General features: G+C 69.2%; 23 protein-coding genes. 15 read left to right on the plus strand and 8 right to left on the minus strand.

Features of this window, described 5'->3' with window-relative positions; all coding sequences use genetic code 11:
- The 4 genes from ACIA8L_RS48635 to ACIA8L_RS48650 all read left to right on the plus strand — a co-directional run.
- The coding region (locus tag ACIA8L_RS48635) for a hypothetical protein (RefSeq protein ID WP_395915885.1) at positions 1 to 302 on the plus strand (302 nt) is incomplete at its 5' end.
- Between the two features lie 184 nt (positions 303 to 486).
- Positions 487 to 1,044: a molybdenum cofactor guanylyltransferase gene (locus ACIA8L_RS48640; RefSeq protein WP_395916098.1), complete on the plus strand. Its 558-nt coding sequence runs from the start codon at positions 487 to 489 to the stop codon at positions 1,042 to 1,044.
- Complete coding sequence (locus ACIA8L_RS48645; RefSeq protein ID WP_395915886.1) at positions 1,041 to 1,277, plus strand: DUF6457 domain-containing protein; 237 nt, start codon at positions 1,041 to 1,043, stop codon at positions 1,275 to 1,277. Before ACIA8L_RS48640 ends, ACIA8L_RS48645 begins: the two co-directional genes overlap by 4 nt.
- 52 nt (positions 1,278 to 1,329) lie before the next feature.
- Complete coding sequence (locus tag ACIA8L_RS48650; protein ID WP_395915888.1) at positions 1,330 to 2,427, plus strand: T3SS (YopN, CesT) and YbjN peptide-binding chaperone 1; 1,098 nt, start codon at positions 1,330 to 1,332, stop codon at positions 2,425 to 2,427.
- A gap of 19 nt (positions 2,428 to 2,446) precedes the next feature.
- Here the strand turns inward: ACIA8L_RS48650 and ACIA8L_RS48655 are convergent, their stop codons facing one another.
- Both ACIA8L_RS48655 and ACIA8L_RS48660 read right to left on the minus strand, forming a co-directional pair.
- Positions 2,447 to 4,213: a beta-propeller domain-containing protein gene (locus ACIA8L_RS48655; RefSeq protein WP_395915890.1), complete on the minus strand. Its 1,767-nt coding sequence runs from the start codon at positions 4,211 to 4,213 to the stop codon at positions 2,447 to 2,449.
- An 82-nt stretch (positions 4,214 to 4,295) separates the two neighbouring features.
- A complete protein-coding gene (locus tag ACIA8L_RS48660; protein ID WP_395915892.1) occupies positions 4,296 to 4,784 on the minus strand; it encodes an Lrp/AsnC family transcriptional regulator in 489 nt (162 codons plus the stop codon).
- Between the two features lie 66 nt (positions 4,785 to 4,850).
- Between ACIA8L_RS48660 and ddaH the strand changes: the two genes are divergently transcribed.
- A complete protein-coding gene (ddaH, locus tag ACIA8L_RS48665; protein WP_395915894.1) occupies positions 4,851 to 5,654 on the plus strand; it encodes a dimethylargininase in 804 nt (267 codons plus the stop codon).
- Here the strand turns inward: ddaH and ACIA8L_RS48670 are convergent.
- From ACIA8L_RS48670 to ACIA8L_RS48695, 6 genes are all read right to left on the minus strand, one after another.
- Positions 5,643 to 6,068, minus strand: coding sequence for a hypothetical protein (locus ACIA8L_RS48670; RefSeq protein ID WP_395915896.1), 426 nt, complete (start codon positions 6,066 to 6,068; stop codon positions 5,643 to 5,645). The two genes, ddaH and ACIA8L_RS48670, sit on opposite strands and share 12 nt — an antisense overlap.
- Before the next feature lie 38 nt (positions 6,069 to 6,106).
- Entirely contained in the window at positions 6,107 to 6,736 is a 630-nt protein-coding gene (locus tag ACIA8L_RS48675; RefSeq protein WP_395915898.1) for a hypothetical protein, read from the minus strand.
- Positions 6,737 to 6,745: 9 nt separating this feature from the next.
- Entirely contained in the window at positions 6,746 to 8,113 is a 1,368-nt protein-coding gene (locus ACIA8L_RS48680; RefSeq protein ID WP_395915900.1) for a histidine kinase dimerization/phospho-acceptor domain-containing protein, read from the minus strand.
- A gap of 2 nt (positions 8,114 to 8,115) precedes the next feature.
- Positions 8,116 to 8,733 carry a response regulator transcription factor gene (locus ACIA8L_RS48685; RefSeq protein WP_395916099.1) on the minus strand — a complete coding sequence of 206 codons (618 nt, stop codon included), beginning with the start codon at positions 8,731 to 8,733 and terminating at the stop codon, positions 8,116 to 8,118.
- Between the two features lie 543 nt (positions 8,734 to 9,276).
- Positions 9,277 to 9,819, minus strand: a complete 543-nt coding sequence (locus tag ACIA8L_RS48690; RefSeq protein WP_395915902.1) for a hypothetical protein — start codon at positions 9,817 to 9,819, stop codon at positions 9,277 to 9,279.
- Positions 9,820 to 10,114: 295 nt separating this feature from the next.
- A complete protein-coding gene (locus ACIA8L_RS48695; RefSeq protein WP_395915904.1) occupies positions 10,115 to 10,702 on the minus strand; it encodes a hypothetical protein in 588 nt (195 codons plus the stop codon).
- A gap of 249 nt (positions 10,703 to 10,951) precedes the next feature.
- Here ACIA8L_RS48695 and ACIA8L_RS48700 point away from each other — a divergent pair, with 249 nt between their 5' ends.
- From ACIA8L_RS48700 to ACIA8L_RS48745, 10 genes are all read left to right on the plus strand, one after another.
- Positions 10,952 to 12,109, plus strand: coding sequence for an efflux RND transporter periplasmic adaptor subunit (locus ACIA8L_RS48700; RefSeq protein ID WP_395915906.1), 1,158 nt, complete (start codon positions 10,952 to 10,954; stop codon positions 12,107 to 12,109).
- A gap of 11 nt (positions 12,110 to 12,120) precedes the next feature.
- Entirely contained in the window at positions 12,121 to 12,852 is a 732-nt protein-coding gene (locus tag ACIA8L_RS48705; protein WP_395915908.1) for a response regulator transcription factor, read from the plus strand.
- The gene (locus ACIA8L_RS48710; RefSeq protein WP_395915910.1) at positions 12,849 to 14,393 is read left to right on the plus strand and encodes a sensor histidine kinase; all 1,545 of its coding nucleotides are present in this window, start codon (positions 12,849 to 12,851) and stop codon (positions 14,391 to 14,393) included. Before ACIA8L_RS48705 ends, ACIA8L_RS48710 begins: the two co-directional genes overlap by 4 nt.
- A 36-nt stretch (positions 14,394 to 14,429) precedes the next feature.
- Positions 14,430 to 15,650 (plus strand): efflux RND transporter periplasmic adaptor subunit, encoded by a 1,221-nt coding sequence (locus tag ACIA8L_RS48715; RefSeq protein ID WP_395915911.1) that lies wholly within the window; start codon positions 14,430 to 14,432, stop codon positions 15,648 to 15,650.
- A gap of 1 nt (position 15,651) precedes the next feature.
- Positions 15,652 to 16,362 (plus strand): ABC transporter ATP-binding protein, encoded by a 711-nt coding sequence (locus ACIA8L_RS48720; RefSeq protein ID WP_395915913.1) that lies wholly within the window; start codon positions 15,652 to 15,654, stop codon positions 16,360 to 16,362.
- Entirely contained in the window at positions 16,359 to 17,576 is a 1,218-nt protein-coding gene (locus ACIA8L_RS48725) for an ABC transporter permease (protein ID WP_395915915.1), read from the plus strand. Before ACIA8L_RS48720 ends, ACIA8L_RS48725 begins: the two co-directional genes overlap by 4 nt.
- A 230-nt stretch (positions 17,577 to 17,806) precedes the next feature.
- Positions 17,807 to 18,343 carry a hypothetical protein gene (locus ACIA8L_RS48730; RefSeq protein ID WP_395915917.1) on the plus strand — a complete coding sequence of 179 codons (537 nt, stop codon included), beginning with the start codon at positions 17,807 to 17,809 and terminating at the stop codon, positions 18,341 to 18,343.
- 81 nt (positions 18,344 to 18,424) lie between these two features.
- Positions 18,425 to 19,117: an oxygenase MpaB family protein gene (locus ACIA8L_RS48735; protein ID WP_395915919.1), complete on the plus strand. Its 693-nt coding sequence runs from the start codon at positions 18,425 to 18,427 to the stop codon at positions 19,115 to 19,117.
- Positions 19,118 to 19,435: 318 nt separating this feature from the next.
- Positions 19,436 to 19,867 (plus strand): DUF6232 family protein, encoded by a 432-nt coding sequence (locus ACIA8L_RS48740; protein ID WP_395915921.1) that lies wholly within the window; start codon positions 19,436 to 19,438, stop codon positions 19,865 to 19,867.
- 129 nt (positions 19,868 to 19,996) lie between these two features.
- A complete protein-coding gene (locus tag ACIA8L_RS48745) occupies positions 19,997 to 20,881 on the plus strand; it encodes a helix-turn-helix domain-containing protein (RefSeq protein ID WP_395915923.1) in 885 nt (294 codons plus the stop codon).
- The last annotated feature ends 2 nt before the right edge of the window (positions 20,882 to 20,883 follow it).

Raw genomic sequence — 20,883 nt, forward strand, 5'->3', positions numbered from 1 at the left:
GCCTGCGCTTCGGCGTGTCCCGCTTGCGCCTCGACCTGCCCGGCCTGCGCCTCGACCCGTCCGGCCTGCGCTTCGGCGTGTCCCGCTTGCGCCTCGACCTGCCCGGCCTGCGCCTCGATCCGTCCGGCCTGCGCTTCGGCGTGTCCCGCTTGCGCCTCGATCCGTCCGGCCTGCGCTTCGGCGTGTCCCGCTTGCGCCTCGACCTGCCGGACCTGCGCCCCGACCCGTCCGGCCTGGGCTTCGGCGGGTGCGGTGGGAGTTGGTGGTGGGGGTGGAATGGGCGTTGTTGGGCCTGGGGGTGAGGGGTGGGGGGCTAGGTTTACTCGGATTATCGTGCGGCGTTGGGTTACGCGGCCCATTTGCGCGGCCCTTCTCGCGTGGGGCTGGGTGGCGGGATTTTGGCGGTTCGGAGTCTTTCGTTGACGGTAGGTTCTTCTTGTGGGGGATGGCCACTTCGCAGGCTCAGAGGTGCGGGCTGTTGGTGCGGTGATCTTGGCTGGGGGGCGGGCGGCTCGGCTTGGTGGGGTGGACAAGCCCATGGTGGCTGTTGGTGGGACTCCCATGCTGCTTCGAGTCTTGGCGGCCGTTGACGAAGTGTCCGCGTCGCCTGTCGTTGTTGTTGGGCCTCATCGGGATGCTCTGCCCGCTGGGGTTGTGGTGGTGCGGGAAGAGCCTGCTGGTGGGGGGCCTGTTGCTGCGGCCGCCGCCGGGGTGGGGGGACTTGGAGATCAGCAAGGGCTCGTCTTGCTGCTTGCTTCGGATTTGCCCCATTTGTCGGGGGCGGCGCTGCGGATGCTGATTGATCGGGTTGCTGGGTACGACGGGGCTCTGTTCGTTGATGCAGGGGGGCGGCGGCAGTTGCTCTGCGGGGTTTGGGAAGTTCAGGCGTTGAGGCAGGCGATTCGGGACTTTGGGGAGACTGAGGGCGGGGCGCTTCGGCGGTTGGTTGGGGGGTTGCGGGTTGCCGAGGTTGCTTGGCAGGGGGAGCGGGCGCCCTACTTTGACTGCGATACCCAAGAGGATCTGCGAAAGGTGGGGCCGTGAGCGAGAACGTGCTCGGGGACTGGCTGGTTGAGGCGGCCGCGGCGTTGGGGGTGGAGGCGCCGGGGCGGGAGGTGCAGGTGGCTGTGCTCGATCTGGCTCGGGATGTTGCTCACAACGTTGCCCGGCCCGGGGCGCCGCTCACCGCGTTCCTGCTCGGGATGGCTGTTGGGCGGGGGGCGGATGTGCAGGCCAGCAGTGCTGAGTTGAGTCGTCTGGCCACCCGTGCCGAGTGAGCGATCCCCTCTGGATAGGGTGAGGACGCGGGCATAGGGAGGCGAGGCGATCATGGCTGGTGAGCCTGGCGACGGCGGCGGGGTGTTCGAGTCGGCGCTGTTCGACGACGAGGACCCGGTGGGCGGCAACCTCAAAGAGAAGGTGGCCGAGGCCTGGCGGGACTTCGCGCGGCAACTCGTGGACGGGCTGCGCGACCTCGCGCCCGGGACGACGCTTGATCTGACGCTTGACCCTACGGCGTCCGGGACCGGTGACGCGGTCTACTCGGTGCAAGTCACCGGGGAGGAGGACGACCAGCTCGCGGCCACCGCGGTGAGCAACGCCGACCTGCCGCCCGCCTACCGGCTCGACCGGGCCGTCATCGCGGGGATCGTGGCGCTCGGCTGGTCACCGCCCGGGGTTGTCGCCGGGTCGGGGGAGTCGTTCGGGCTGCGCGTCGGCAAAACGGAGGCGCCGCAGCTGGCCCGGCTCATCACGCGGACCCTGCGGGACATCTACGGCGCGCCGCACCCGGCGTTCGTGACCTACCTGGCGCACGACGCCGAGGGGCGGGTCGCCCCCGTGCCGACGCTCGGGGTGGCGCGGTCGCTGGCCTCGATCCTCGACGCCGACGGCGACGGGATCGTCGACGTGGTGCGGGCCGGGGCGGGTAGCCTCGCCGAGCTCAACCAGCAGACCGATGACCTGCCGCTGTACGACAAGGTGACGACCGTCGTCGCGAAGCTCATGAAGACCACGCCCGAGGAGCTGCCGATCGACCCCGACGGGGACATCGGCATCCGGTCCGGGTCGGCGATGGTGTTCGTGCGGGTGCGGGACAACCCGCCGCTGGTCGACGTGTTCTCGCCGATCCTGACCGAGATCGAGCCGACCGAGCGGCTTTACGTGAAGCTGTCGGAGCTCACCAACCGGATGCCGATCGGGCGGCTGTACTGCACGAACGACACCGTCTGGGCCAGCGTCCCGGTGTTCGGCCGCGACTTCCAGGCCACCCACCTCATGCTCGCCGTCCAGGTGATGACCGGGCTCGCGGACGAGCTCGACGACCGCCTGCACGGCGAGTTCGGCGGGAAGCGCTTCTTCGGCGAGGGCGACAAGCCGAAGCCGGCGATTACCGGCGAGGGCGAGCGAACCGGGATGTACCTGTAGCCAAAGACGATCAAAAAACCTAACCCAACGGAACCCAGGCCTGCTGGCCGAGCGTCGACAAGTCGTTCGCCTGCAGGCCCTGGGCCGACAGCGTCCACAGGGTCCCGCCGATCACCAGGGACCGGGTGATGTACGCGTACTGCCCGGGATGCGTGATCGAGCCGGACTTCGTGACCTGCCCGTCGTGGACCGACAGCACCAGCGCGGCGGAGTCCTCGCGGCTCGTCACCGGCAGCACCAACGCGCCGGTTGAAGGCCAGAACAGGAAGGCGTGCGGGTCGAACTCCGCGGCCGACCCGGTCTTGGGCAACTGGTACTGCGCCAGGCGGGTCGGCGCGGCCAGGTTGTGCACGTCGAACAGCGACACCTGCAGACCCTGCACGCGGCCCTGCTCACTGGCCTCCTGGCCGACGCCGATCAGGCGCCCGTCGCCGGCCGGGTGCAGATACGCGGAGTACCCCGTGATCTTGAGCTCGCCGACGGTGCGCGGGGCGGCCGGGTTCGACAGGTCCAGGGTGTACAGCGGGTCCGTCTGCTTGAACGTGACGACGTAGCCGACCGTGCCGATGAACCGCACCGAGTAGATCCGCTCGCCCTTGCCCAGGCCGCCGACGTGCCCGGCCTCGGTCAGGGCGCCGCCGCGCTGCTCGAGCACGTAGACCGTGGATGCGTCCTCGGCGGTCGTCGCCACCCGGAGCCGCCCGTCCCATTCCGACAGCGAGTACTGGTTGAGCAGCCACCCGGGCACCTCGCCGGCCGCCTGGTAGGAGGGTTTCGCCGCGCCCGCGATCGCGAATTTGAAGAGCTGCGTCCGCGGTGGCGCAACCGTAGATCGTTTCACCATGGGGCCGGTGGACCGCCAGCGCTGGTCGTTGGCGACATACAGGCTCGGGCCGTTGGAGTAGACGACCCCGCCGTCGGCCGCGACCGCGACGGGCTCGCCGGAGCCGAGGCCGGCCGCGTTGAGGTCGAACGTGAGGACGGTGAGCAGCGACGTCCCCGAATACGTTTCCGGCAGTTGTACCGCCCCACAGCCGACATGCCCGGAAGTCTTCGTCCCGGCGCCGTCCACCGCCGTCCACCGGGGCAGCCAGTCCTCGACCGGTGCGGCGTTGACGGCCGCGCGGTTGGCGGCGATCCGCTCGTCGTCGCTCTTGGTGCTGTTGATGCGCGGGAACTCGATGCGGGGCGCGGAGCGGATCACGACCCGGGCGACGCTGCCGACCTGGCGGGCGTCGAGCAGGGCGCCGTCGATGCGGAACGTGCTCACGACCTTCGGCGGGCCGGCCAGGTCGACCAGGGTCAGCAGCGGGCCGCCCCACTGCGGGTCGGAGTAGTCGAAGCCGAGGACCAGCGCGCGGTCGCCGACGAGGAGCAGCCGGTCGGCGCCGATCGCCTGCTTGCCCGCGTCGCCGGCACCGCTGAGCGCCAATGTGCCGCTGATCTGGCGGGAGGCGGCGTCGACGACCACGAGCTTGCCCCGCGCGAGCGTGACGATCCGCTTGCCGTCGGTCTTGACCTCGTCCGGCTCGTCGACGTTCGTCTCGTGATTGTTGGTACCAGAGAAGGCTTCGCTCGCAATAGCGGCGCTGTCGTTGGCCGCTTTGGCCTCGGGGACCGCGCCGCCGCCGTTGTTCAGTGTCCGGATGCCGCCCGGGCCGTTGAAGAAGCCCCAGGGTCCGACCGCCTCGGCGGTGGCCGTGCGCAGGCCGCGGGCCAGGTCGTCGCAGGAGTCGTAGGCGACCAGTTTCAGGGCCGGGGCCGCCGCTCCGGGCGAGGGACTCATTGAGCCCAGCGAAGACGTTGCAGTACACCCGGCCAAGGAAAGGCCGACGGCGCTCAGCATTGCGGCGGCGCGTTTCATGGCTTTAGGACGGTGGCGAGCCCTTCGCGGTTCCCAAGTCTTCGGCGATTCGTGGCGCGAGGGTCTCGACCAGCCGGGACAGCACGATCATGCTGCGGGTCGAGGTGACGAACGGCTCGGCCCGCAGCTTCTCGAGGGCTTCCTCCAGGCCGGACATGTCCATGGCCCGCAGGTGCACGAGAGCGTCGGCCTCGCCGGAGATCGTGTAGGCGCCGACGACCGCCGGATGCCGCAGCGCCGCCGCCTTCAGCTGGGCCGGCGAGGTGCGCCCGGTGCAGAACAGTTCGACGAACGCCTCGGTGGTCCAGCCGACCGCGCCCGGGTCGATCAACGCGGTATAGCCGCGGATCACTCCGCTGGATCGGAGCCGGTCGACGCGTCGCTTCACGGCCGGGGCGGACAGCGCCACCCGCTCGCCGATCTCCGCATACGATGAGCGGGCGTCTTCCTGCAGTAGCGCAATGATTCGCTGATCGATTGGGTCGAGACGCAACGAATCCCTCCTTGAAAGCAACTTTTCCCGCTACTTTGTGAAACATCGCGAATCTACCTTGATCTCGTGACGCGGTCCTACTTGATGTCGCCACCCGAACACTTTGTGGTGGAGTACGCGATCAACCCGTGGATGGACACCAACGCCCCGGTGGACACCGAGCTGGCCGTGAAGCAGTGGGAGGGCCTGCGCGAGACGCTGGTCCGCCTCGGCCACGAGGTCCACGTGCTGCCCCCGGAGATCGGCCTGCCGGACATGGTCTACGCGGCCAACGGCGCCTTCTCCGTCGACGGCGTCGTCTACGGCGCCAAGTTCAAGTACCCGCAACGCACGGCGGAGGCGGCCGCGCACCGGCGGTTCTACGAGACGCTGGGCTGGCGGTACCACCTGGCGTCGGAAACGAACGAGGGCGAGGGCGACTTCACCTATCTGCCCGCCGCGCACGGTGGCCTGGTGCTGGCCGGCCACGGCTTCCGCACCGAGGTGACGGCGCACGCGGAGGCGCAGGAGGTGCTCGGCCGGCCGGTCGTCTCGCTGCGGCTGGTCGACCCGCGCATCTACCACCTGGACGTGGCGCTGCAGCCGCTGGACGACGCCAACATCGCGTACTTCCCGGGCGCGTTCTCCGAGTCGTCGCAGAAGGTCCTGGCCCAGCTCTTCCCGCAGGCCGTGGTCGCGACCGCGGAGGACGCGCTGACGTTCGGCCTCAACCTGGTCTCGGACGGCCGCAACGTCGTGCTCAACAGCGAGGCGACCGGGCTGGCCGCCTCGCTGCGCTCGGCCGGCTACGTCCCGGTGCCGGTCGAGCTGAGTGAGCTCAAGAAGGGCGGCGGCAGCGTCAAGTGCTGCGTCGCCGAGCTACGGGCCTGAAGAGCCGGGAGCGCTTTCGCCGGACCGGACCACGACGTGCTTGGCGGTCCAGGAACTCTCGCCGCTGGCCGTGCCGAAGACGCTGACCTCGGCGCCCGCCCGCAGCGCGCCCTGCTGGCCGTGCACCTTCAGGTCCTGGGGCAGCTTCCAGGTGCGGGTGAAGTCGTCGGTCGAACGCACGGTCAGCGCGGTGTCGGTCACCTTCGTGGCCTCGCCGTTCTGGATGGCCACGCGCACGGGCCCGGTCTTCGTCTTGACGATCCCCTCGCCGTGCAGGACGTCACCCATCCAGTTCTGGTGTGACGACGCCGACGGCGGTGGGGCGGTCGGCTCGGGGGTCGGCTGAGCGGCCGCGGCCGCCGGGGGGAGCGTGCCGACAAGCGTCAGCAACGCCGTGGCAACGAGCAGTTTCATGGGGTACCCCTCCTCGTCCTTCGAGGCGAAGAGGTGAGCTACCTCGGATTCTGAGCGGCAAACCTGAGGTGGGGGGTGCCGAATGAGCGGTACCCGTCGCCGGGGCGCTCGTGGCCGTCCGTGGAGTGCCCGAGCGCGTCGGCCGGGTCTTGGCACATGAGCACGTGCGAGGCCTGCCCACCGAGCGCGGCCAGCGGCCAGAACAGCAGGTGGACGAGGAGCCCGAGGATCTTGATGGCGATCACGTCGCCGACCGCGCGGCCGGTGTACTCCTGGCGGTACCAGCACAGCACCAGCCGCCAGTAGGACTGCCGCTCGACCTCGACGCCGTCACGGTCGCGGACGGGACCGCGCTCGTATCGGACCCCGCGCAGGATCGTGGCGATCGCCTTGAGGTTGAGCAGCCGGCGCACCGGCATCGACAGGACCGTGGCCACGCCGCCGATCCACCAGCCGGGCTGGTCCAGCCGGGTCAGCAGCAGAAACAGGGCCACGTGCAGCACGGCCAGCGGAACGCCGACCCAGCGCAGCGCGACACCCTGCGTGAAGATCCCGACCGGATCGGTGCCGACCCGGCGCAGCCGCAGCCAGAACAGCACCTGGACAAGCAGGATCCCCAGCGCCGCGCCGGCGCCGGCGAGCCCGAGGACCACCCACCAGGTGTGCATAGACGGCCATCATGCCACGGAGCGCAACGGTAAGGTGACCGTGAATTTCGCGCCGCCTTCCGGGGCGTGCCCGGCCTCGATCCGCGCACCGAGCCGCCGAGACAACCGCGCGGCCAGCGCCAGCCCCAGCCCGCTGCCGACTTTGCGCACGCCCTGATACCGCCGCGACAGCGCACCCCGCTCGAACGCGACGGCCAGATCCTCGTCGGTGAAGCCCGGCCCGCCGTCCCGGACCTCGATCGACGCCGACGCCGACGCCGCATTCGGGAAAAGCGCCAAAACCAGAGGGGCCTGCGTTGGTACTACCCTGAGGGCGTTCTCCAGCAAGCCGTCGATGATCTGACGAATCCGCCCCGGGTCCGTCAGCACCGGCACCGCGACCGGCGGCAGCTCGGTGCGCAGGATCAGCCCGGCCTGCGCGACCCGCCCGCCCCACGCCTCGGCCGTCGTCGCCAGCAGCTGCGTGAGATCGACCTCGACCACCTCGATCGGCAGGTCGGCCGCCTCCAGCCGGGCCAGCACGAGCAGGTCGGCGATGAGCCGGTCGAGCCGCTCGGCCTCGTCGAGCACCGTCTGCCCGGCCCGCTGCGCACCCTCCGCGCCGACCACCCCGTCGGCGAGCGCCTCGGCGTAGCCGCGGATCGTCGTCAGCGGCGTGCGCAGCTCGTGCGAGACCGACAGCAGGAAGTCCCGCTCCCGCCCCTCGCTGGTGGCCAGCGCGGCCGCGAGCCCGTTGACGGCCTGCGCCAGCTCGGCGACCTCGGTCGGCCCGTCCGGGGACAGCCGTACCGCCCGGTCGCCCTCGCTCAGCCGCCTGGCCGCCGACGCCACGTTGCGAATCGGCCGCGAGATCCGCCGCGCCAGCAGCGGCCCGGCGATCAGCCCCGCGGCCAGCCCGGCCAGCAGCGCGATCCAGAGCTGACCGGCGAACCGGGCGAGCGCCCCACCGGGCGGCACCTCAGCCAGCACGACCCCGTTGCCGTCCTTGCCGATCGCGCGCCCGGCCACCAGCCGCAGCTCCCCGCCGACCCGGGCCAGGCGCACGTCGACGTTCTGGCCGGCGGCGATCAGCTTCACAACACCTGCGGGGAGTCCGGCTCGATCGGGCTGACCGGCGCGGATGAGGTACACCTCGATGCCCTGGTCGGCCAGACGCTTGGCCACGTTGGCCTCGTCGGCCGGGTTGCGCGGCGTGTTGTTGAACCGCGGGCGCATCAACTCGGCGGTGAGCTTGGTGTCGTCGGCGAGCCGCTGCCGGGCCGCCTTGTTGGCTTGCGTGGCCGTCAGCGGGATACCGACCGCGGCCGTCACGATCACCGAGAGCACCGCGACGATGCAGGTGACCAGCGCCGTTCTCGCGGCCAGGCTCTTAAGCATTGCTACGCATCCGCGGTGTACCCGACCCCGCGGACGGTCCGGATGACGTTCGCGGCCGCGCCGAGCTTGCCGCGGACCTGGGCCACGTGGACGTCGACGGTGCGCGTTCCGCTGTGCGCGGCGTACCCCCAGACCGATCCCAGCAGCTCCTCCCGCGTGAAGACTCGCCCGGGCCGCCCCATGAGATGCGCCAGGAGGGAGAACTCGGTGGAGGTGAGGCTGACGGGGGAACCGTCGACCAGGCACTCCCGCCGCCCGGCGTCGATGCTGATCGGCCCGACCGTCCGGATCGGCTGCGTGTCCGGTGCCCCCTGCGTCCGCCGCAGCACCGCCTTGACCCGCGACACGAGCTCGCGCGGGCTGAACGGCTTCGTGATGTAGTCGTCCCCGCCCAGCTCCAACCCGAGAATCCGATCAACTTCGTCATCCCGGGCGGTCAGGAACAGTACGGGCGTCCAGTCCCCACTTTCCCGCAGCCGCCGGCAGATCTCGGTCCCGTCGAGCCCGGGCAGCGCGATATCGAGCACGCAGGCCACCGGCCGCAACTTCCGGGCCGCCGCCAGCCCAGCCGCCCCGTCATGCTCGACGTGCACGCCGAACCCGTCGCGCGTGAGGTACATCCGCAGCAGGTCCGCGATCGGCCGCTCGTCCTCGACGACAACCACGAGCCCCTTGCCCTGATCCACCGCCTCATTCTGCCGCCCGCACCCCGGTTCGCACGCCGGCCGAATGTTCGGGAGATGTTTGGGAGAGCGCGATCACGGCAATCAGCAAGACGAGATCGGCCCACCCGAAACGGCAGCCAGCGCCCGCAACGGATGGGCCGATCACTGTGTCTGTGCATATTGAAGGCGGGGGAGACTTCGCCTCCACCCACGCCCCCGCACAGCCTGCGCCACCGGTTCAGGCCGTGCGGGGTTGCTCCGCGCTGGACTCCGAGCCGCCTCGATAAGTCGGGCGCTCCGCGCTGGACTCCGAGCCGCCTCGATAAGTCGGGCGCTCCGCGCTGGACTCCGAGCCGCCTCGATAAGTCGGGCGCTCCGCGCCGCGACTTATCGGATTTTTCGCCTGACGGGGTATCCGCACCTTTTGTTCGGAGCTGCCGGGCGATACGAGCTTTCTCGGAGATAGCTCTATCGCGGGGAGAGTCTTCGGGCTGCCGCTTACGCGAGGCGGAGCTCGGGGCGGGCCTTGACGGCGGCGGTGGCGCGGGCCGTGGCCGGGGCCGCGATCGTGGTGCGGGCGCCGGCCGGCTTGGGGGTGCGGGCCGGCTCGATGACGCCGAGCGGGGTGCGGAAGGCCTGCTTGAGGGCCTCGTCCAGGCGCCACATCTCGGCCTTGGAGCCGAGGCGGATCCAGAAGTTCTCGCGTACGCCGTCGATGGCCGTGACGCCGAGCTGGATGCCGACCCGGTCCGGCTCCGGGGTCCAGGTGACGTCGGCGAGCTGGTGGAGGTCGGCGTTGAGGTGGAGGGCGACACGGCGCAGTACCGCTGATTCGCTTGTCACGACGAGGCGGTTGCGGGTCAGCATCAGCACGTTGCGGCGGCCCCGGCTGGTGGTGCACCGCGCGACCACGGCGACCGCATCCCGGTCTCCGGCGCAGCGGCGCAGCACCTGGACGTGGCGGGCGACGGTGCCGTCCGGCAGCTTGGCCAGGGCCGTGGCCGGCAGGAACGTCCGTGAGAAGGTGTCCAGCGCTTCCATACCGTGCGCAACGACCCGCCACCCGCACCGACACGCGTTGTGGGCGCCGATCTCGCGGCCTCGACGTCCGTACACTCCCACGATGTCCGGAATTGTCGAATTGTGGCCGCGAGACCGGCGCACAGCGGGTGCGACGCCGACGCACCCTGGAGGGAAGCTGCTGCGGTTCAGGGCCGACTACCCGGCAATTCGCCCGGAAAACCAGGCTTTGAGGTGACCCGCTCGGTTGGGCGCTGGGCGCAGTGACTCGACCGGCGCGGGGCCGCCGAGTCCAGCGTCCAACCGAGCGGGTGGCTCAGGACGCCCGCGGGCTCGGCTTGAGCGGCGCGCAGGCCGTGATGGCGGCGGCGACCTTCGCGTCGCTGGTGTCGAGCTGGTCGGTCGAGCCGGTGACGGTCACGCCGTGCTCGGTGAGGCAGTTGCGGTAGGCCGCGTCGCGCCCGTTGCCACCCCCGCCGCCGTTGCCATTGCCGTTGAAGCCGCCACCGGGGAACGCGCTCGGACGCAGGGACGCGCACGCCTTCTGCGCCTTCTCCCAGACGTCCTGGGGTACGCCGCTCGGGGCCGCGGTGCCGAAGAAGCCACCACCACCCGGGCCGCCGCCACCGCCGCGGAAGCCGCCGCTGCCCGAGGGGCGCGGTTCGCCGGAGGGCCGGACCTGGCCGGAGGGGCGGCTGTCCGGCATGCCCGAGGGCCGCGCGGTCGGTCGGCCGGACGCGTTGAACTGCGGGAGGTCGACGCCGTTGTTACGCAGGCAGGACGCGTAGTCCGTGCCGCCCGAGGCGCCGGCCGCCGGTGCGTTGTCGTCGGAGGAGCCGCAGGCGGCAGCGAAGAACGCCACCGCGGCGAGCGCCAAGGCGGCGCCGCCGATCCGCTTGTTCATCACCCGAGTGATGGAACGACGTGAAGCTCGATGGGAAGTCGGTCGAACCTCAAAGTTTCCTCACAACCCGAAGCCGCGCAAAACCCGTCGCGGATCATCGAATCGGGCGAATGCCCTGCCGGGCGATAAATACGATAAGTCGGGGTGCGGAGCGCCCGACTTATCGTGCGCGGTGGGCGCCATCGCTCTCAGGGAACTTTGAGGTACGGCCGAGGTAGTCGGGAGGAGGAGCGGCTGAACTTCCATTCCATGAAGGTCTGGTGGCTGGCCGGAGGCGTCGCCGTGCTCGCGGCGGCGGCTGTGACGGCGGTTGTGGTCACGCATAGCGATAAGCCGGCGCCCGTGGCGGTCAGTACCTCCAAGGTGGGGCGTGGGCAGGTCAGTAGCACTGTTTCCGCTTCGGGGACCATCCAGGCGCAGGCCACGCGGACGCTTGGGTTCTCCACGAATGGGACGCTGACGGAGCTCAACGTCAAGGCTGGAGACGTTGTGGCGCAAGGAGCGGTGCTGGCGAAGATCGACGATGCCGATGCCCAGGCGTCCGTTGACCAGGCCTCGGAGAATGTTTCCAGTGCTCAGGACGCGCTCAGCAAGGCTGAGGACGCGCACGACGCCGCGCTGGCTACGCCCACCACCAATCCCACCACGGCTGCGGCCAATCCCTCGAAGTCCGCCGGTGGACAGAATCCGCAAACCGGTCAAACCGGTCAAACCGGCGGACAAGGACAGGGGCAAGGGCAGGGACAAGGGCAAGGTCAGACCACTACCCAGAACACGGCGCAGAACCGGGCCAATCAGATTCAGCAGACCAGTGACAATCTCATGAGCGCCCAGCAGCGGCTCAACAACGCCAAGCTCACCCTCACGCAGGCCAACACCAAGCTGGCCGGGACCGTCATCACGGCGCCGGTCGGCGGGAAGATTCTGGCGGTCAGCGGGTCGGTCGGGAGTCAGGCCGGGTCCAGTGTCGTCACGCTGGCCGGGAACGGGGATGCCGTGGTCAAGGCCCAGTTCACCGAGGCTGAGGTGGCGGCGCTGAAAGTGGGGCAGACGGCGAACATCACGCTGCCGGACAACGCCACTGAGAAGTACGCCGGCAAGGTGCTGCAGATCGATCCGGCCGGGACGCTGACGAACCGGCTGGTGCGATACGCGGCGTTGATCTCCTTCGACAAGGTGCCCGACACGCTGCTGTACGGGCAGAGCGCTACTGTCGCTGTAGTCACCGCGTCCGCGGACGACGTCCTCTTCGTTCCCGGGACGGCCGTGCACGACGGGTACGTCACCGTCCGGGTCAACGGCAAGGACGAGCGGAAACAGGTCGAGACCGGGCTGCGCGGCGACGTCAACACCGAGATCAAGAGCGGACTTGCCCAAGGCGACGAGATCCTGACGGCGGGTCAGTGACGATGGAGCCGATGCCGATCAGTCCGATCCAGGCGCCCGAGCGCCAGCCGAAGGTCCTCGTCGTCGACGACGAGGCGAGCATCCGCGCGCTGCTGTCGGCCACGCTGCGGCTCACCGGGTTCGAGGTCCGGGTCGCCACCGGGGGCAACGAGGCCCTGGCCGCGGCCGCCGAGTATGCCCCGGACCTGGTTGTGCTCGACGTGATGATGCCGGACCTGGACGGGTTCGAGGTCGCGCAGCGGCTGCGCAACTCCGGGCGGCCGGTGCCGGTGCTGTTCCTGACCGCGCGGGATTCCGTCGAGGACCGGATCTCGGGGCTGACCGTTGGCGCCGACGACTACGTGGCCAAGCCGTTCAGCCTGGAGGAGGTCGTGCTGCGGATCCGCGCGATCCTCCGCCGCAGCCTGGGCGAGCAGCAGCAGCTCGTCGACGGCGGGGTGCTGCGCTACGCCGACCTGGAGATGGACGAGGACGCCCACGAGGTGCGCCGCGGCGGCCACCGAGTCGACCTGTCGCCGACCGAGTTCAACCTGCTGCGGTACCTCCTCACGAACGCCGGCCGCGTGGTCAGCAAGGCCCAGATCCTCGACCGGGTCTGGAACTACGACTTCGGCGGCGACGGGCGGATCGTGGAGAGCTACGTCTACTACCTCCGCCGCAAGATCGACAAGTGGGACCCGCCGCTGATCCACACGGTCCGCGGGGTCGGCTACGCGCTGAGACTGCCGAGAACCGAGGGGTGAAACACCTGCGGCCCTGGCGACACTGGACGGTCCGGACCCGGATCGTCGTCTCGGTCGTGTCGATCGCCGCGGTGGCCCTGATCGCGGCCAACTTCATCGCGGTGCTGCTCCTCAAGTGGTACCTCATGCAGCGCATCGACCAGCAGCTCATGAGCTCGCCTCGGGGCGGGCGGCCACCGACGAACGCGCGGAAGCCCGAGGGCTTCTCCCCGGGGCCGGACTTCCAGGTGTTCCACTTCACCAGCGGTGGGCAGCTCGATACGACGAGCGCCGCGGCGGAGACGCCGCCGCTCGTCGACCCGAGGCTGTTCGGGGACATCAAGCAGCGCGCGGCCGAAGGCCAGCCGTTCACGGTGGAGGGGCCCACCGCACAGTGGCGGGTCCGGGTCACGCAGTCGTGGAACGGTGACTACGGTGCCTTCGCGGTCTCACTCAAGGACGTCGCGGCGACTCGCGACCAGATGGTGCAGTACACCTCGGGAGTCAGCCTTTTGCTCCTGATCCTGGTCGGTGTCGCCACCGCCGCGCTCGTGCGGGTGGGCCTGGCCCCCCTGACCCGGATGGAGGAGGCGGCCGCCGAGATCGCCGCGGGCAACCTGTCGCGCCGCATCGACGACGCCGACCCGCACACCGAGTCGGGCCGGCTCGGCGGCGCGCTCAACACCATGATGACCCGCATCGAGGGCGCGGTCGACGAGAGCGCCGCGTCCGAGCGGCGGCTCCGGCAGTTCCTGGCCGACGCCGCGCACGAACTGCGCACACCGCTGACAAGCGTGCAAGGCTTTGCTGAGTTGTACCGTCGCGGCGGCGCTCCGCCCGGCCCCGCGCTGGACGAGGCCATGGAGTGCATCGAGCTCGAGGTCGGCCGGATGCGTCTGCTCGTCAACGACCTGCTCACGCTGGCCCGCCTCGACGAGGAGCGCCCGCTGCAGCAGTCCCCCGTCGACCTGCTCGCGGTCGCGGCCGACACGGTCCGCGACGCGCACGTGCGGGTGCCGACCCGGTTCGTGCAGCTGGCCGCGCTCGACGAGCGCTCGGTGACGTTCGAGCCGGTGACCGTCGAGGGCGACGAGGCGCGGCTGCGGCAGGTGGTGGCCAACCTGGTCAGCAACGCGCTGCAGCACACGCCCGAGGACACCCGGATCGTGGTCAAGGTCGGCCGGGCCGAGCCGCCGAAGATGCTCCCGATCGCCACGATCGGCGGCGCGCTGCCCGAGGGCGTCGCGCTGGGCTGCATCGAGGTCAGCGACACGGGCCCGGGGATGAAGCCGGAGGACGCGAGCAGAGTCTTCGAGCGGCTGTATCGCGCCGAGGGCTCCCGATCCCGCCGGTATGGCGGTGCCGGCCTCGGCCTGTCCATCGTCGCCGCGATCGTGCAGGCCCACGGCGGCCGCGTCGAGCTGTGGACGGCTCCCGGGCAGGGCGCGACATTCAGAGTACTGCTGCCAGCTCTGGACCTTGGTTTTTTTGAAGACGCCGAGCTGGGTGAACCGGTCGAAATACGGTCAGACGGATTCCGAGGCAACTCCGAGGTTCGCTGAGGTTTGCTCCGAGGGGCGGCCACCACGATTCCCCTCATGCGTTTGTCGCTGCCTTCGCTGGGCAAGCCACGGCTCAACTCCGTGACTCTCGTGAACACCGTGCTCGTGCTGGCCGCTGTGGGCGGGGCGTTCTGGGCGTATCAGATCGTCCACGGGCCCGCCGCGGCCGCCAACACCGGCGCCAGCACGTCCCGCACCCGCCTGGTGGCGGTCACGCAGGGCACGGTGTCGCAGACGGTCACCGCGACCGGCTCGGTGGCCAGCGCGGCGACGGCGAACGCGAACTTCACCACCTCCGGGACGGTCACCGAGGTCGACGTGAAGGTCGGCGACGTGGTCACCAAGGGTCAGACCCTGGCCAAGGTCGACGCGACCGCCGCCCAGGCCGCGCTGACCACCGCTAAGGCCAACCTGACCGCGGCCCAGGCGGCGCTGACCCGGGACCGCAACAACTCCGCCGACGACGCCACGATCGCCTCGGCCGAGGCGCAGGTCGCCACCGCCCAGGCCAACGTGACCTCGGCCCAGACGACGGTGAACGGGACGGTGCTGACGGCCCCGATCGCCGGCACGGTCACCGCGGTAAGCGGGGCCGTCGGGTCGTCGTCCGGCTCTTCGTCGCAGGGGTCGTCGTCGCAGGGGTCGTCTTCCTCAACCTCCTCGTCCGCGTCCACCTCGAGCGGCTTCGTCCAGCTGGCGGACCTCACGAAGCTGCAGGTGAACGCCAGCTTCGCGGAGTCCGACGCGACCAAGCTCAAAGCCGGTCAGACCGCCAACATCACCTGGAGTGCCCTGTCCGGCACGCGGGCCACGGGCAAGGTGGCCACTATCTCGCCGACCGCCACGACCAGCAACAACGTCAACTCCTACGCGGTGACGATCGCTCTGGACACGCTTCCTGAGGGGGTACGGCTCGGTCAGAGCACGACCGCGGTGGTGACAATCGCCGAGGCCGCCAACGTGCTGCGGATCCCGAGCACGGCCCTGCGCACCGCCGGCGGGCAGCGCACGGTGCAGGTGTCGGTCAACGGGGCCACCGAGGAGCGGCAGGTCGAGGTCGGCATCACCGGCGGCGGCTTCGTCGAGGTCAAGTCCGGCCTGCAGGCCGGCGAGCAGGTCGTGATCACCACGACGACGACCAACTCCACGACCGGAACCAACAACCAGTTCCCGGGCTTCCAGGGTGGCGGCGGCGGCTTCCAAGGCGGGGGCGGCGGCTTCACCGGCGGCGGCGGTACCGGCCGTGGGGGGAACTGACATGAGCGTCGCCGAACTGGTGGTCACCAAGCCCGTCCTCGACATCCAGAACGTCGCCAAGATCTACGGGCACGGCGAGACCGAGGTGCACGCGCTGCGGGGCGTGACGCTGACGGTCGAGCGCGGCGACTACGTCGCGATCATGGGCTCGTCGGGCTCGGGCAAGTCGACGCTCATGAACATCCTGGGCTGTCTCGACATTCCGACGACCGGGCAGTACCTGCTCGACGGGGTCGACGTCAGCCGGCTCAACGACCGCCAGCTCGCGCTGGTGCGCAACCGCCGGATCGGCTTCGTGTTCCAGTCGTTCAACCTCATCGCCCGGACCTCCGCACTGGCCAACGTCGAGCTGCCGCTCGCCTACGCCGGCGTCAAGGCGGCCGAGCGGCGCCGCCGGGCCCGCGCCGCACTGGCGATGGTCGGCCTGGCCGAGCGTGAGGACCACGAGCCCAACCAGCTCTCCGGCGGCCAGCAGCAGCGCGTCGCCGTCGCCCGGGCCCTGGTCACCGCGCCGGCCCTGGTGCTCGCCGACGAGCCGACCGGCAACCTCGACACCCAGTCCACCAACGACGTGCTCGCCGTGTTCGACCGCCTCAACCGGTCCGGGCGCACCATCGTGCTGATCACTCACGAGCCGGACGTCGCCGAGCACGCGAAGCGGCTGATCCGGCTGGTCGACGGACGCATCGTCCAGGATGAGCGGCTGAAGTGAACATCTTCGAGACGATCCGCTTCGCGCTGCGCGCGATCTCCGCGAACAAACTGCGCTCCAGCCTCACCGTTCTGGGGATTTTGATCGGTGTGGCGGCCGTGATTTTGCTGGTCGCCGTGGGAAATGGGTCGGCTCAGGCCGTACAAAATCAAATTGAGGCCCTTGGAACGAACACCCTCACGGTCACGGCCGGGGCCGGTGGCGGCGCGCGCGGAGCGGCCTCGACCCAGAACACGGCGCTGACGATGGACCTGGTGCCCGCGCTTTCCGACAAGGACGCGGCGCCGCACGTGAAAAGCGTTTCGCCGGTGGTGAGCGGCTCGCAGACGGCGACCTACGAGGGCACGGACCACAGCATCACGCAATTCGTGGGTACCTATCCGGGCTATGTGGGTGCCTCGAACTTCAAGCTCGCCAAGGGTTCCCTCTTCACCGCCGACGACGTGGCGGACTCCCGCAAGGTGGTGGTGATCGGATCGACGGTGGCCGAAGAGCTATTTGGCACCGTCGATCCGCTGGCCAAGCAGATCACCGTCTCGGGCAAGCTTTTCACGGTCATCGGGGTACTGGCTGAAAAGGGCGGCAGCGGCTTCAACGACCCCAATGACGTGGCCATGGCGCCGGTCAGCGCGGTGCAGGAGTCGCTGACCGGATACGGCTCGCTCAACCAGCTCCTGGTCCAGGCGACGGCACCGGACGAGGTCAGCGCGGCCCAGTCCGAGATCACCGCGATCCTCAACGAGAAGCTCAACATCAGCGGGTCGTCGACGACGTCGGCGTACCGCATCCTGAATCAGTCTCAGCTCCTGGAGACCCGGGCCAACACCGCCGAGACCTTCACCCTGCTGCTCGGCGCGGTTGCCGGCATCAGCCTGCTCGTCGGCGGCATCGGCATCACCAACATCATGATGGTGACGGTGACCGAGCGGACGCGGGAGATCGGCATCCGCAAGGCGCTGGGCGCTCCGAAGCGCACGATCCTCACCCAGTTCCTGGTCGAGGCGACGGTGCTGTCGCTGATCGGCGGCCTGCTGGGCGTGGCGGCGGCGGTCATCGGCAGTCAGTTCACGATCGTCAGCATCAAACCGGTGATCGTGCCGAGCTCGATCGCGCTGTCCCTGGGCTTCTCGGTGGTGATCGGCCTGTTCTTCGGCAGCTACCCGGCCTCCAGGGCGGCGGGCCTCCGTCCAATTGAAGCACTTCGATACGAATGACCGATTCTCGTAGTTCGCTTTGGTAGTTCGGTTCTTCGTGCGGGCGGGTCCTGGTTGCGATGTCAAACCCCCCGCGGACATCGCAACCCGGTCCCATCCGCACGGCCCTGTTTCTCGAGGAGTCTTACGTGAGCCACGCCGCTTCGCCCTTTCGCCGTCCGGAGGCCACCCCCTATGAGCGGCCGTTGGGGGACGACCCTTCCGTAGCGGCCTCTTCCGCCGAAACGGAAGTGATTCCGGTCGTTGTCGATCTCGACGAGGAGCCGGACCTGCTCGCCGAGCCCCCGCTGGACGACGACCTCAACGAGCGCATCGCCAAGGCCGCTCCCCGCCGCCTGGCCAACCGGGCCACCTATGCCCTGGCCGGCCTGGCCCTGCTGGTCGTCGGCTTCGTAGGCGGCGCCCAGGTCCAGAAGAGCTACGGCACCGCCCCGACCGCGACCGGCCCCGGCGCCAACCCGGCCGCACTGGCCAGCGCTTTCGCGGGCCGCAACGGCGGCGGCGGACAGTTCCCGGGCGGCGGCGCACAGGGCAACACCGGCACCGGTACCCGCGGTGGCGTGACCGGCACGGTGAAGCTGGTCGACGGCACCACGGTGTACGTCGAGACCGCCGACGGCCAGACGGTCATCGTGAAGACCAGCGACAAGACCGCAGTGTCGCTGCCGGGCGCCCTGAAAGACCTCACCGCCGGCGCCACCGTCACCGTCCAGGGCCAGCAAGCCGACGGGTCCGTGACAGCAACCTCGATCACGAAGACGAAGTAGTTTTAGCTGGGCGGCGTGCCCGCTGATTACGCTTCGGTCGTCCGCCGCCTGATGTTCCACGAGCACCCCTGGGACGTCCGCATGGCCGGCCGCCTCATGATCTGGCACCTCTACGCCTGGCCGCCGACCGCACACGTGGTGGGCTCGACGGACGCCCTCTTCACCCGCGCCGAGATCACGTCGCTGACCTTCGGCGACCTGATAGAACACGGCCTCGACTCCCCGCGCGGCCGCGAAATCCTGCGCTTCGTGAACCGCAGCCACCGCAGCACCCCGGTGACGGTTGAGCACAACCGCTTCGCGCTGGTCGCCTTGGCCGTGACCCTGATCCGCTGGCTGGACCGCTACGGCAAACGCCCGCTCACCCCGCCCGAGCGCGCCGCACTATTACGTTTCTACGCCGAACTGGGCCGCCGCATGGGCGTACGCGACTTCCCCGCCGACCCCTCCGCTTACCTGGCCGACTGCGAGGCTTCGTTCGCCTTCACCGAGGCCGGCCGGCTGTGCAGCGAACGAACCCTGGCGATGACCCGCGCCCGCGTCCACCCGTGGCTCCGCTCCCTGGTCGGCCCGGTGATCTCGGCTCTGCTCCAGCCATCCGTCAGGGACGCGGTAGGCCTGCCGCATCCCTCGGGAGCGATCCAGTACTCAGTTCTTGCGGTGTTGCGAATCCGCCGCCACGTGGTGCGCTGGCTACCAGCCCGAACAACGCCGACCACACCCAGGACGCGCCGCACGAAGTCGCTGTCGGCCGGGCCGCAATCTGCGATATAGCAGATTCAATAAGCGGGCTATGTCCGGATTCACGTGCGGATTCAGCAGAAAGCTTTTCGCTGATCGCCGCTTCCCGTCGGCTTTGACGCCCGCCATGGGGAATCCGAGAGTGCTACACCGCAAAATGAAGTATGGCGATCTCGAAAACCGTGCTCAATACTTGCTGTAGCGACAATAGTCACTACAACGAGAGCAGCGCCCGGCGGCCACCGAGCGCTGCCTTCGGTCATCCCGCTGCGAGGAGGGGAGGACCTGTCGCGTGTCCAATAGTGCTCCCGCCACCCTCCTCCAAGCAATGGCTCGCCGGGAGGGGTTGCGATGCCGATCTTCTTCACGGACCCCCGGGTCCGAATTGATCACCTGCGGTTTCGGGTGCTGGGGGCCGAACCGCACGACTACCTGTTGACCGACCTGACCTCGGTCTGGGTCGTCGAGCCGGCCGGAGTCGGCCCAACGACCATCCTGGCCGTCTCATGCTCGGGCACCGCCGCGGCCGCCGCGGTGGTCGTATTCGCCTGGGCCGACTCGAATCCCGCTTTGGGATGGGTTTGCGTTGCGCTGTCGGCGGTCATAGCGCTGTTGCGGGTCCGGAGCTTGCGGAGGGCCCCGGCCCGGCAACACGAACTCTGGGCTGACTGTCGCCGAGGTCACGCAGTGCTCCTCTACGCAACGACAGATCTCCGCGAGTTCGGCCGCGTCCGCCGAGCCACGGCCAGAGCCCTGGAGTGGCGAGACGTCGTCTCAGGTTGACGAAATTTGGCAACGCACGCGGTCATTTCGGTATTGACAGGCGGTGAGAAAGTACCGATACGGCAACCTGCGGTACAGCAGAGTGCCGACTCGCAATCTGGGGAGAGACCCGGGGAGGAATTAGCGATCATGACGGCGACGGGCTCACCTGCTGGCGCCAGGTTGCGGCTTCGTTTCGCGCTCCGCAAAGCGCGCGACGCCGCCGGCCTGACCCAGCAGCAAGTGGGCGAATCGCTCCACTGGTCTCTCTCCAAGGTTCAACGCATCGAAGCCGGCGAGTCGACGATCTCGCTCACTGACTTGGCCGCTGTGATCCGACTTTTCGATCTACGTGATCCGGCACAGATTGACCAGATGACCGCCGATGCACGCCTGGCCCGTCGGCGGGGGGTGTGGAACCAGTCGGAGTATCGATCGCAGCTGACGTCGGCCCTCCTCCAGATCGGGCAGTTCGAGCATGAAGCGACCGCAGTGCGCGTGTTTCAGCCGGCAGTGTTCCCGGGACTGCTGCAAGAGCGCGGGTACGCCAACGCGGTCATCGGTGCGGTTGTCGATCACATGCCGGCCGACATGCAGAATGCTCGTCTCGACTTTCGGATGCAACGACAGCGAGACTTCTTCTCGCGCCCTGATGGAATGCCGTTGTACTTCGTGATTTTGGACGAAGCCCTGCCGGAGCGTATTCAGGGTGACAAGGCGACGATGGCGCGTCAGCTTGGTCACGTGCTCGATGTCGCGCAGCGGCCGGAGATCCGGATTCGCTTCCTGCCCAAGCATGAGGCCATCTACCTGCTGCTCGGTGCCTTCACGGTCTACGCCCTCGCCGGGGACGAGGATGCGGCCGTTTACAAGGAATACAGCGTCACCGACGACCTGATCCAGGACCCCGATCTGGTAAAGATATATCGCCATCGATTTGAGCAGATGTGGAATCTCTGCCTCAGTGAGCAGGCATCGATGGACTTAATTTCAGCGCGTTACGCAACCATGATTTCCGAGCTGAGTCGTGGATAAGG

The sequence above is a fragment of the Dactylosporangium sp. NPDC051541 genome, from assembly GCF_044454505.1.
Taxonomy (GTDB): Bacteria; Actinomycetota; Actinomycetes; order Mycobacteriales; family Micromonosporaceae; genus Dactylosporangium.